Annotated in this window: 11 protein-coding genes; 7 read left to right on the top strand and 4 right to left on the bottom strand. The window is 44.4% G+C overall.

Features of this window, described 5'->3' with window-relative positions:
- Position 1: 1 nt before the first annotated feature.
- The 4 genes from E0H88_RS10350 to sdsA all read right to left on the bottom strand — a co-directional run bounded on the left by E0H88_RS10350 (position 2) and on the right by sdsA (position 5,121).
- A complete protein-coding gene (locus E0H88_RS10350) occupies positions 2–1,270 on the bottom strand; it encodes an efflux RND transporter periplasmic adaptor subunit (RefSeq protein WP_092819752.1) in 1,269 nt (422 codons plus the stop codon).
- A gap of 32 nt (positions 1,271–1,302) precedes the next feature.
- Complete coding sequence (locus E0H88_RS10345) at positions 1,303–1,908, bottom strand: phosphatase PAP2 family protein (protein WP_131274101.1); 606 nt, start codon at positions 1,906–1,908, stop codon at positions 1,303–1,305.
- A 146-nt stretch (positions 1,909–2,054) separates the two neighbouring features.
- The gene (locus tag E0H88_RS10340; RefSeq protein WP_131274100.1) at positions 2,055–4,109 is read right to left on the bottom strand and encodes a site-specific recombinase; all 2,055 of its coding nucleotides are present in this window, start codon (positions 4,107–4,109) and stop codon (positions 2,055–2,057) included.
- 34 nt (positions 4,110–4,143) lie between these two features.
- Positions 4,144–5,121 (bottom strand): All-trans-nonaprenyl-diphosphate synthase, encoded by a 978-nt coding sequence (sdsA, locus tag E0H88_RS10335; protein ID WP_092819749.1) that lies wholly within the window; start codon positions 5,119–5,121, stop codon positions 4,144–4,146.
- 431 nt (positions 5,122–5,552) lie between these two features.
- Between sdsA and rplU the strand changes: the two genes are divergently transcribed.
- The 7 genes from rplU to cysG all read left to right on the top strand — a co-directional run bounded on the left by rplU (position 5,553) and on the right by cysG (position 12,589).
- Positions 5,553–5,864, top strand: coding sequence for a 50S ribosomal protein L21 (gene rplU / locus E0H88_RS10330; RefSeq protein ID WP_086196864.1), 312 nt, complete (start codon positions 5,553–5,555; stop codon positions 5,862–5,864).
- Positions 5,865–5,882: 18 nt separating this feature from the next.
- Positions 5,883–6,140 carry a 50S ribosomal protein L27 gene (gene rpmA / locus E0H88_RS10325; protein ID WP_092819748.1) on the top strand — a complete coding sequence of 86 codons (258 nt, stop codon included), beginning with the start codon at positions 5,883–5,885 and terminating at the stop codon, positions 6,138–6,140.
- Between the two features lie 218 nt (positions 6,141–6,358).
- Complete coding sequence (gene lolA, locus E0H88_RS10320) at positions 6,359–7,057, top strand: outer membrane lipoprotein periplasmic chaperone LolA (protein WP_131274099.1); 699 nt, start codon at positions 6,359–6,361, stop codon at positions 7,055–7,057.
- Positions 7,058–7,330: 273 nt separating this feature from the next.
- Complete coding sequence (locus E0H88_RS10315; protein WP_252152013.1) at positions 7,331–8,815, top strand: carotenoid oxygenase family protein; 1,485 nt, start codon at positions 7,331–7,333, stop codon at positions 8,813–8,815.
- Positions 8,816–8,945: 130 nt separating this feature from the next.
- Positions 8,946–9,734 carry a DUF3298 domain-containing protein gene (locus E0H88_RS10310; protein ID WP_131274098.1) on the top strand — a complete coding sequence of 263 codons (789 nt, stop codon included), beginning with the start codon at positions 8,946–8,948 and terminating at the stop codon, positions 9,732–9,734.
- Between the two features lie 119 nt (positions 9,735–9,853).
- A complete protein-coding gene (serS, locus tag E0H88_RS10305) occupies positions 9,854–11,125 on the top strand; it encodes a serine--tRNA ligase (RefSeq protein WP_092819745.1) in 1,272 nt (423 codons plus the stop codon).
- A gap of 90 nt (positions 11,126–11,215) precedes the next feature.
- Positions 11,216–12,589 carry a siroheme synthase CysG gene (cysG, locus tag E0H88_RS10300; RefSeq protein ID WP_131274097.1) on the top strand — a complete coding sequence of 458 codons (1,374 nt, stop codon included), beginning with the start codon at positions 11,216–11,218 and terminating at the stop codon, positions 12,587–12,589.
- Positions 12,590–12,684: the final 95 nt, after the last annotated feature.

The following is a 12,684-nucleotide window of genomic DNA, read 5'->3' as shown; positions in this document are numbered from 1 at the left end:
CTTATACATTTGAAGTAGATTTTTGTTCAGTTTTAGGTTGGGCTTGAGCGGCAGGTTGGCCTGCTTTATTTGCATCTGCTGCAGGTTGACCTGCACCTTGAGGCATAGCAGCTTGAGGCTGGTAAGGTTTGGCAACCACAGTTGCGCCTTCTTTCACCTTGGCAATACCATCCACAATCACTTTTTCACCCGTTTGCAAACCTTTGGTCACAATCCAGTCTTTGCCTTGCACGCCAGCCGTTTCTACCGGACGTGTTTCAACCACACCTTTTGCATTCACGATCATGGCAATTGCCTGGCCTGTTGGGGTACGGGTAATTGCTGCCTGAGGAATCAGCATGGCATTCGGAATCACCCCTTGTACGATTTGGGCAGTTGCATACATGCCTGGAAGCAATAAATGGTTCGGGTTCTGGAACACGGCACGCAAAGTCACGGTACCGGTTTCCGGATTCACGCTGGCATCGGAGAATGCAAGACGACCTTCAACCGGGTAATAGCTACCATCTTCAAGCTTAAGCTTCACTTTCGTATTGTTGCTGCTGCCCAAATCACCTTGACTCAACTGTTGACGTAAACGCAGCAGCTCGGCACTCGACTGGTTAATGTCCACATAGATTGGGTCTAGGCGTTGCACCGTCACCAAAGGTTCTGCCTGGCTTGCTGTAACCAGGGCACCTACAGTGACGCTTGAACGGTTGGTCTGGCCTGAAATAGGTGAACGAACAGTAGAGTAACCGAGGTTGATTTCTGCATTTTTAAGTTCAGCCTGGGTTGCCGCGACATCCGCTTCAGCCAGTTTTACTTGTGCAGCAATATCATCATATTCTTGTTTTGAAATGGCATTGGTGCCGACAAGTTGACGGTAACGTCCTTCTTTCACGCGTAATAGGCTTAAGTTGGCTTGTTGACGGTTGAGCGCAGCACGTGCACTGGCAACAGTTTCACGGTTGGTTCGCGAGTCAATTTCATACAGCGCCTGTCCTTGACGCACATAACTGCCTTCAGTGAACAGACGTTTAAGAATGACGCCACTGGTTTGTGGACGGACTTCAGAAATTTCAAATGCCGTCATACGGCCAGAAAGTTCTACCGATTGCTCGACGCTTTGTGGTTGAGCAACAATGACACCGACTTCAGCCGGTGGCATTTTTTGGGCTGCTGCAGCTTGCTGCGCATCCTTAGGATCTTTGCTACAACCAACAAGTGCAATACTTGTTGCTAATGCGCAAGCGGTAAGGGCGGGTGCCCATAGCTTTGCAGACATCATTGTTCCACCTCGATTAGATTCTTCTCTAAAAACTAATTTATTTTCTCTCTACTCAATTTGGCATACAGCAGATAAAGTAGTGTGATCCAAATAAAACTTACGCTCCAACCCGCCAAGACATCAGAGGGGAAATGCACGCCCAGATAGACTCTGGAAATTCCCATAACAGACAGCCACATAAAAGCACAGATGCAAACCAGTATGTGCTGTGGATGTTTTTGACTGAGATAAATTGCAAGACAACCCAAAGTTGCGGCATAAATGCTATGTGCACTGGGAAATGCAGCACCATAGCTTTCGACCAGATGATACATTTCAGGTGGGCGAGGTCTTGAAATTACATATTTAAGCAGCCAAACCGTGGCAGTACTTCCGAATAGTCCTATGCCAATAAAAACAACATTTGTAAATTTTTTATACCATGCCTGATGTAAACACCAGAGCATGGTTAAAAATAACACAAATGGCATACCGCCTATAGTCGAAAGCGTGATGAATATTCTATTTAGAGGCACGCTACGATGCTGGCTCAGCCATTCAACCATCACCCAGTCAAAGTGATGCAAGGATGGTGTAACCAACATTAATATGCTGAAAATAAATAAGAAAAATCCTACACCAAGCAACAGATAAGGCATGTAAGCAACCTTTTTATGTTAGCCGATTGAAGCATGACTAATGAATGGTTAAAGTGTACTCATCAGTACACTTTATTTCAAGTATGTGTAAATTATGCTTTTCTTTTTACCGATTTTTTAACGCGAAGTAAAACAAAAACAGCAAATTACTTCAGTGCCGATTTTTGCGATGCTGAAAATTCATCTACTTCTAATGGGGTTTTCGGTGGCCAAAAAAAGTCACTTGGCCGGGTCAGGAAGTGCGTGAGTACCAGTTTGGCCAACGGTTTCCATTGCTCAAAACGAACTCTGCGGGCACGCAGGGCCACAATAATGGTCAAGCTGAAACTCACAAATAAGTTAGTCAGGCCAATCAATAACACCCCTAAAAATGAAACAACAATCAGGCCAATTTCAGGACTACCGTTAATACAGATCAAACCTTGAATAAAGTTGGCTGAAGCAAAGGCGATATGGCGAATATCCAGGGGCAACCCTAAAATAAAACCGATAGTGCCCATACTGCCGAGCATGATCCCGAACAGGAAGTTCCCAGCCAAGGCCCCTAAATTCCGTTCAATATAGGCTGCGAATTTATTCAGGCGTTCTTGTCCCATTAAACGCTTTAAACGGATATGCGCCTGTAAGCGCGGACCGACTTTGCGGTACACCGCCATGTTGTCAAAATAACCGGCAATCAGGCCAGAAAAGAACAGGCACACCCCGGCAATCGCTGCATGAGGAATGGCCAGTGAAGTAAAGGGATTTAATGAATGTAAAGTTTTGGTGGCCTTGGCATGCGTTAAAAGCGGCTCATCCATGCCGTACTGCCAGAGCAGCGTAATTAACGCTGCGGTTGGAATGGCAATGGAAATATTGCCCAGAATGGCAATGAACTGGGTGCGGATAATATTAATGATCAGTGCGGCAAGTTCAGCAATCTGTGCGGTTTTAGAGCCTTTGGTCTGTTGTACTGTTGCTGCAAGCGCCGCGGCAGTCATGGCGGGCTGTTTGGTAGCAACGGTAAAATGCAAGACATGAATCAGCATAAAGCCGAACGAATAATTCATGCTAAACACCAGGGCCTGCATGATGGGTGCCATGGCCAGTCGCGCAGCCAATATTTTTAGGGTGGCCATGGTGGCAATAATGACACCGGCACCCGCAGCCGATTTATACATCGACCAGAAACCCTGCTTGTCGGTACTGACATAGTGTTCACCGGTTTTGCTGGCATTCTCGGTGACCTGTAACGCAATCAGTTCGCTATTGGCGGCTAAAAGTGACCGCACACTGCGCTCGCTATAAATGGCATGGGTGATATCGACCAGCAATAAGCCTAAAGATTCATAGCGCAGCTGGTCTTCATCCATAATCAGATTAAGCAACAGTTCAATACGGTCCAGACATTGTTCCAGTAATGACAGCAGATAGGTCAGGCTTAAACTTACGCCAATTCTTTTGGTGGCACGACGAATTTTTAATACCACATCCCGACATTGCTCAATCATCACCAAAGCTTGAGAAGCGTCCGGAGCAGCAATTAAGGCCATCGGGTCGGTGTTTTGATGCAGTGCCTTGTAATGCTGGATAAATTCATTGATTTCCCGGTTTTGTACCAGGAAAGGCGATTCATATTCGGTGAGTTCCGGATGGGCGTTAATAAATTCCGGATACAGCCCAATGCCACTAATCCGGTAAGACAAAACGGTAATGGCCTTAATCAGCTCGCTTTTAATTTTAAGCTTGTCTTGCTGATAGCTGTGACCCTGATTAATCAAGGAAAAGAGTTTTTGCCAGTCTTGATCGGCAATACTATCCAGCCAGTATTTGTCACTGCGCTGATAAAAAACACGCCGTACTAAATCTTGCAGCTGGCTTTGATCATTAATCAGGGGAAGAAAATGCGCACCCAGTCGCTGAGCGAGCTGATTCCAGAAACCATCCAGAGACAAAATGCCGGTATCGGCATATAAACTGGTTTGCTTGTACTGGTTAATGAGTTTCAGGATAAAATTCTGAAATGTAACGACTGCATGGGGCGTAAGCAGCAGCGCTTGTATGAAAGCGTGAAATTTGCTGTTGATTTCGTCGAGATTGCTGGAATCATCTGGTCGAATACGGCTCACCAGCTCGATCAGCAGTGAGTCATCAAGAACAGCCTGACTGGATTCAAGCTGCTCCTGCATTTTTAAAAATAGATCATTAAAATTTATATGCATAGGCGAGGGGTAAAACTATATTTTTCAAATCCCGTTATTGAATCCGGTTAAGGGCAAGCTGGGCCAAATTAATCAATGCCTGGCGATATTCACTCTCCGGAAGTGCATCTAATGCTTTGAGTGCAAACTGGGTTTCTTCAGTGGCACGTTGGCGGCAATAATCCAGCGCACCACAGCTTTGTACAATCTCGATCACCCGTTCCAGCTGGTTAAGACCGCCAGTGGCAATACTACGACGAACAATTTCATGTTCTTCATCGGTGGTTTTTTGCAAGGCAGAGATTAAGGGCAAAGTCGGTTTGCCTTCCATTAAATCATCACCAATATTTTTACCTAATGTTTCCGCATCGGAAGTATAGTCTAAAATATCATCAATAATCTGGAAAGCATTGCCAAAGTGACCGGCAAAGACGCGCAAGGGTTCACGGTATTGGGGTGTGCCCGATAAAATGGCAGCGCCTTCAGTGGCCAACTCAAATAGGCGCGAGGTTTTACCGTGAATAATGTCGAGATAAGTCTTTTCAGTGGTTTCTGGCTGATGCTGGGCTTGCAGCTGCAACACTTCACCTTCGGCAATTTCACAGGTACCGGTAGAAAAGTCTTTCAGCAAGGTCATATCGTTCAGGTCGACCAGCAAATCGAAAGCACGGGAAATCAGGAAATCGCCGACCAAAACCGCAGTCTGGTTATTCCATGTGGCATTGGCTGTAGGGCGACCACGGCGCAAGCCTGATTCATCCACTACATCATCATGCACCAGGGTTGCGGTATGCAGCATTTCAATAATGGCTGCCAGTTTACGCTGACGTTCGATATCGGTCGCGCCACAGGCTTTTGCCGCCAATAGGCACATAATCGGGCGCATGCGTTTACCGCCCGCTTCAACCACGTGTTTACTAACTGCCATTACCAAGGCAACTTTTGAAGTAATCCCTTCATTGATAAATGTGTCCATCGCAGCAAAGTCTGAAGCAACAGGAGCGAGAATGTCTTGCTTAAAGTCGATGGCCATATGAAGAGAAACCTCTAAAAATTGAATTGCTTATTATAGTGTAACAACTATAACTCAGATAAAGCGAAGATCTTAATATAGTTGTTTAAATCCTGACTAGGCAAATGGTTTTAAATTTAGTCGAATTATTATTATCAAACCAGATATATGTCTGAACTGGCATTGGGTATTTTATATTAGCGAATTGATTTTAAAAATCTATTACATTTACAAAATGTCAGCTCTACATCGCTCGGGAGCATTTTTTTAATGCGCCTTGATTGTTTATAAAATAAACCGCGGACAAAGTACAAAAAAACGCTGAAATGGCTTGTTGTTTGATTTATTATCACTTAATATGTTTGCCCTTATATATCCCCCCAGTGGCGTTCGTTTTAAGATCGATATATTCCTTTATCGGCACGACGACACGGGCATATTTGGAGTACATTATGTACGCAGTAATCCAAAGCGGTGGTAAACAACACCGTGTGGTTGAGGGTGAAACCCTTAAAGTAGAATTATTGAAAGCTGAAACTGGTACAACGATTACGTTTGATGACGTATTAATGCTTGTAAACGGCGAAAGCATTCAAATTGGTGCTCCAGTTGTTGCTGGTGCGACAGTAACTGCTGAAGTAGTTAGCCACGGTCGTCACGACAAAATCCGTATTGTTAAAATGCGTCGTCGTAAACATTACCGTAAACAACAAGGTCACCGTCAATGGTTTACCGAGTTGAAAATTACTGCTATTTCAGGCTAATTACGAGGATTATGAAACATGGCTACTAAAAAGGCTGGTGGATCGACACGTAACGGTCGTGACTCAAACCCTAAAATGCTAGGCGTTAAAATGTACGGTGGTCAAGCTGTGACTGCGGGTAACATTATCGTTCGTCAACGTGGTACAGAATTCCACGCTGGTGCAAACGTAGGTATGGGCCGTGACCATACTTTATTTGCTACCGCTGACGGCGTGATCAAATTCGAAGTGAAAGGTCAATTTGGCCGTCGCTACGTATCTGTTGAAACTGCATAAGTTTTAATGGTACGAAAAACCCACATTTAATGTGGGTTTTTTTATGGTTGTGAATCCATTAAAAACAATCCCGGTTCTCCATCATGATGTAGAAATGGCTACATTGGCTATTAATAACAATACAAAACTTCTTATTTTCTCAATTATTAGAAATAAAAATTGGTTTAAGATGGACGCATTGAACAAATTGCGATACCGCAAATAAAAAAGGTGATGATATGAAAATGCTTCGTAAAACCCTGTGTGCGATGACCTTGGGTGCTGCAACACTTGCACCGGTAATGAGTACAACTGTTTTTGCTGCACCTGTAGCAGCATCGGAGCAGCAAGCAACCAACAATCTGGTCAAGCAGTTAAGTAATATTCGCACATTGTCTGCTAACTTTGAACAAACCACAAAAGCGACTTCTGCTGGTAAAGCCCCGCAGAAAAAAGGCTTGACTGGACAACACATGAATCAAACCTTTAAAGGGGTGATGAAAGTTGCGCGTCCGGGTAAATTCTTCTGGGAAACCACCAGTCCATCCAAACAGACCATTGTGACTTCGGGTAAAACCGTATGGATTTATGACCCTGATTTACAACAAGCCGTCCGTCAAAGTTTAGATGAACAGGTGGCAAATACGCCTGCGTTATTATTGTCGGGGAATACCAGTCAGATTATGAAGTCTTATCGAGTGACTCAGCCCGATAAAGGCAAGACCTATTACACTTTGTACCCTAAAGTGAAAGACAGTGCATTCCAAAGCCTGACCATTAGTTTTGGCGCGAACAAGGCCCCAAGTTTGATGATTTTGCAGGATTCATTAGGGCAAACCACCTATGTGCGCTTTAATAATGTGAAATTGAATCCATCGATTGCTTCTTCAACCTTCAATTTTACACCGCCAAAAGGTACCGATATTATTGATCAATAAAAAATTGATTTATAATATTTAATTAAGGTTTTATCAATTAAGAGCAGCCCTGCGTGGCTGCTTTTTTATGGGAGATTCTGCCAAAAGTCAGGGATGCTTGGCTGAAAAAGTACGGCCATGCAAAATGATGTCAAGCCCGGCCCTAGACATTACAATCCATAATGCTTAAAGATAAGAATTTAGTAACCAGGGTTGAGTATAAACATACGCAAGATCAGCCTTGCCTAAAATAAAGAAAAATTAAAAAGGTAAAGGCTCAGGAGAATTAAAAAAGTGGAAAATATCAGTAAAGCTGCATCTTCGGTAGATTATCCGCGTTTCAGCAAACTAAAATCCAGATTTAATGGTTATCGTCAAAAAGCTATGGGGCTGGGGCTTAACTGGCTACAACGAAGATCGAGAAAGACGGCTAAAAACAAGGCGAAAAATCCTTATCTGCATGGAATATTTGGTCCTGTGGATGAGGTCGAAACGCACGAACTTCAGGTGATTGGTGAAATTCCACAGCAGTTGACTGGACTATTGTTAAGAATAGGGCCAAATCCGGTTAATGTTGAACATCAGGCAGCCTATCACTGGTTTAGCGGTGACGGAATGCTGCACGCTTTAAAAATTGAACAGGGTCAAGCCACGTGGTTCAAAAGCCGCTATATCGCCACGGATTCCATTCAAAAGCAAAAGTACCAGCCTGTTAAAGCCGGTTTTCGCCGAGGTCCGGGAGATGTGGTCAATACCAACGCTTTTTATCATGCCAATCAAATCTGGGCGAGTGTTGAGGCAGGTGCGCTGCCGGCACGTCTAGATATGGAGCTGAACACAAAGGAACACCGCCTTTTTAATACCGATGCAGACCTGCCTTTTACTGCTCATCCACATAAAGACAAGCATACCGGGCATTTGCATGCAGTTTGCTATGATGCGCTGGATATGAAACATGCCTATTATGAAGTGATTGATGAGCAGGGGCATTTAGTGCATTGGGCTAAAATTCCTGTGCAGCATGGTCCCATGATTCATGATTGTGCCATTACTGAACAGGATGTCTTAATTTTTGATTTACCAGTCACGTTCTCTTTCAAGCAACTCATGAAGGGGAATCCTTTGCCTTATGAATGGAATGAAAAGCATAAGGCACGAATTGGCATTTTGCCTAAGTATGGGCATGCTGATGAAGTACAGTGGATTCCTATACAACCTTGTTTTATTTTCCATGCCGCAAATGCTTACCGAAATGGGCAACAGCAGATTGTGCTAGATGTCGTGGTACATCAAAGCATGTTTAAAAAATCCTATCAGGGCCCCTTTGAACAGCAAAATACACGACTGGAAAGATGGCAGATTGACCTGCAGCACAAAACGGTAGATCGTAAGGTAATTGATGAACAGGCGCAGGAGTTTCCAAGAATCGATGAGCGCTATACTGGTGAAAAGCAGCGTTATATTTATAGTGTCAGTTTTGATCCATTGGTCATGACCCAAGCCAATCATTTGATTTGTCATGATATGCATACTCTGGAAAAAACCAGCTATGATTTTGGAGAGCAATGGGTAACGGGAGAAGTGGTGTTTATTCCTGAATCAGTTGAAGCGGCTGAAGGTGAGGGCTATCTATTATCTTATGTGCATCATATCCATAAACAATCTTCCAAAGTGGTGATTCTGAAAGCGCAAGGACTCAATGTTCAGCCTCAAGCCGAAATTATTCTGGGCGTACATGTGCCCCTGGGCTTTCATGGCAATTGGGTGGACCTGTCTTAAAGCAGGCATTTTTATACGAATGCTTCATTATTCAGCTAAACATGCTTAAAGATACATATTTTAAATTTTATTCAGTCACTTGGCTTTGTATAGTGCAGGAGCATTCTAAGGGTCTCAGGTTGTAAAAAAAATGGAAACACGCACGAATAAACAATGGCTATGGGCACTTCCTGTTTCTTTGGCAGCACTCGTCATCACGGGTTGTCAGGAGCGACCAGCCCCGAAAACGGAACAGGCAAGTACTGCAAAACAGGAAAACGTTCAGACAATTCCATTAATTCAAGCCAAGGTTGTTCCTGTGAAACTGAGCAAACCGGAAGCATGTGATGCGGAAGGTTGTACCCAGTATGAGATTCAAACGGTAAAAACCAATCTGAAATGGGTAGATGACTATTTTCTTGATCGGGTGAAAAAAGCCGATCCGATTGCATTTTCTACAGCGCCTAATCAAAAGATCAATACTGCCGAAGGCGCGAATCCCAATCTAAGTCAAAGCTCGACCTATATCCGTTTTGTCAGTCAGCAGTATGATCGGGCAACCTTTGCCATTCAGACCTATACCTATTCATCTGGTGCTGCGCATGGCATGTATCATCAGGAATTTGTCAATTTCGATTTGAAAAACAAAAAGCGTCTGGCGCTGCAAGATATTATGGTCAAAGGCACAGAGCAGCAATTGTTGAATACTTTGTATGATTCAAACAGCATCTGGCTGGAGCAGCACAGTATCGACAGGGAAAAACTGAAATTAAGTGATAATTTTTACTATGGTGCCAATGGTATTGTCTTTGTTTATCCCTTGTATGAGCTGGCTTCCTATGCAGAAGGCATGACCGAGCTGACCTTGCCTTATTCGGCACTGGGCAAACTGATTAAAGCGGAATATCTGCCAGGTTTGCCCAAGTATCCATCGTCCTAATTTCAGCTTAATTCGGGTAAATTTGCTCTAATAAGCCACAGCTGTCCGCTCGATCACTGTCTTTTTTAGTGTTTAGCGCTTACACTATAGCCAGTTTTTTTCTTTGCAAAAGATTGGCTATGATCGACCCGAAATTAATCAGAAATAATATTGAGGCTGTAAATTTAGCCTTGGCAAAACGTGGTGTACAGCTTAATGTTGAAGAGTGGGCTTCCCTTGAAGCTCGCCGTAAAGAGCTTCAATCGAAAACTGAAGCTTTGCAAGCAGAGCGTAATTCGGGTGCAAAACAAGTTGGCCAAATTAAAAAATCTGGTGGTGATGCATCTGAAATCATGGCGCGTATGGCAGCCATTGGTGATGAAATTAAAGCCGCTGAAGTTGCACTTGCAGAATTGCAAACTGAAATTGAAACCAAGTCTTTAAGCATTCCAAACATGCCGCATGAATCTGTACCTGAGGGTAAAGATGAAGACGACAACGTTGAAATTTTAAAATGGGGCACTCCGCGTCAATTTGATTTTGAAATCAAGGATCATACTGACCTGGGTGAATGGATGGGCGGTTTGGAGTTTGAAACTGCAACCAAATTGACCGGTACACGTTTCAGTGTTCTGAAAGGTCCATTGGCGCGTTTACAGCGTGCGCTGACCCAGTTCATGCTGGACACCCATACCCTGAAAAATGGTTATACCGAAGCTTATGTGCCTTATCTGGTGAATGCTGATTCTTTACGTGGTACAGGTCAATTGCCTAAATTTGAAGAAGATTTATTCAAATTGCAGGGTGAAAAAGAATATTACCTGATTCCAACCGCTGAAGTGCCAGTGACCAATTTCGTGCGTGACGAAATTATTGATCCTGAACGTTTGCCATTGAAATATGCCGCACATACGCCATGTTTCCGCAGCGAAGCAGGTTCCTATGGCCGTGATACCCGTGGCCTGATTCGTCAACATCAGTTCGACAAAGTCGAGATGGTGCAAATTGTAAAACCTGAAGATTCGATGCAGGCTTTGGAAGAACTGACCGGGCATGCTGAAGGTATTTTGCAGGCACTTGGTCTGCCATACCGTAAAATCATCCTGTGCGGTGGCGATATGGGCTTTGGTTCAACCAAGACCTATGACCTTGAAGTCTGGGTACCGAGCCAAAATACCTACCGTGAAATCTCTTCATGTTCAAACATGGGCGATTTCCAGGCCCGCCGTATGAAAGCACGTTACCGTGTTGACCAGAAGAAAACCGAATTTGTGCATACCCTGAACGGTTCAGGTTTGGCTGTTGGCCGTACCTTGCTTGCGGTGATGGAAAACTATCAACGTGCAGACGGTTCGATTGAGGTTCCTGAAGTGCTTCGTCCTTATATGGGCGGTGCGGAATTTATTGATTGATCTTCGGATTGATCAATAAATTTATGAATAGCACAATTTTGTGCATGAAAATTGCTTAAGACAGTCAGATTTAAAATATTGAGGTCATTCGTGGATATCTTTCCAATCTCTTTAAAGTTGCAGCAGCAACCTTGTCTGATTGTCGGTGGTGGGCGCATTGCTTACCGTAAGGCCGTACTTTTGGCAAAAGCAGGGGCAGTCATTGATGTGATTGCGCCTGAAATCGAAAATGATTTACTTGAGATTGTTCGTGCCAGCCAAGGACAATATGTCCAAGCGCCTTTTAGTCCAGATATTCCGTTGCGTGATTACCGTCTGGTGATTGCGGCAACCAATGATAAAGCCACCAATGTTCAGGTTTTTGAAGCTTGCGAAGCTGAAAAAATTCTGGTGAATAGTGTCGATGATCTACCGCATTGCCGTTTTATGGTGCCTGCCATTATCGACCGTTCTCCTTTAGTGGTTTCAATTGCCACCAATGGCAAATCACCAGTTTTATCCCGTCAAATCCGTACCCAGCTGGAAGCGAGCATTCCGCATGGCATGGGCAAACTTGCCGATTTTTCAGGTAAGTGGCGTGCAGCGGTGAAAGCGAAAATTACTAATCCGGATGAACGCCGCATTTTTTGGGAAGACTTGTATGCCAGTCCCCTCAAAGAACAGGTGTTTAATGACAATCTTGCTGAAGCAGACCGTTTGATTGAACAGGCCTTAATGGAATGGAAAGCGCCGAAAGGTGAAGTCTATCTGGTGGGTGCGGGGCCAGGCGATCCTGAACTGTTGACCTTAAAAGCATTGCGTTTGATGCAACAGGCAGATGTTGTTATTTACGACCGTCTAGTGTCGCCTGCGATTATGGACTTGTGCCGCCGTGATGCGGAAAAGGTCTATGTGGGTAAAGCCCGTTCCAATCATAGTGTGCCGCAAGAAGGCATTAATGCGTTATTGGTGGAATACGCTGCTCAAGGTAAGCGCGTCTGCCGTTTAAAAGGCGGTGATCCGTTTATTTTTGGCCGTGGTGGCGAAGAGATTCAGGAACTGTTTGCTGCAGGCGTGGCTTTTCAGGTGGTACCTGGAATTACTGCAGCTTCGGGCTGTTCCGCTTATGCCGGTATTCCTTTAACCCATCGTGATTATGCTCAAAGTGTGCGCTTCTTGACCGGGCATTTAAAGGAAGGCTCGCCAGAGTTGCCATGGAATGAGCTGGTGTATGAAAACCAGACCCTAGTATTGTATATGGGCTTGGTGGGGCTGGAAAAAATCTGTGCCCAGCTGATTGCCCATGGCCAGCGTCCAGACATGCCGGTTGCCCTGATTTCCAAAGGGACTACACCTGACCAGAAAGTGGTGGTGGGAACCTTAGCCGATATCGCATCGAAAGTGACGGAGCATCACATTCAAGCGCCGACGCTCACCATTATTGGTGAAGTGGTAAAATTGCGTGAACAATTGCAGTGGGCATGAGCGAGAATAAGCAACACTTCGTGTTGCCCGAGTGCAAGATGAAGGCTGTGCCTGAGTAAAGAGGATAAGCAGCGAATTTTTGGTGTTGTTCAATT

The sequence above is a fragment of the Acinetobacter sp. ANC 4216 genome (genome assembly GCF_004331195.1).
Lineage (GTDB): Bacteria > Pseudomonadota > Gammaproteobacteria > Pseudomonadales > Moraxellaceae > Acinetobacter > Acinetobacter kookii.
Note: the sequence above shows the minus strand (reverse complement) of the source record. Positions and strands in the feature narration are given on the sequence as shown.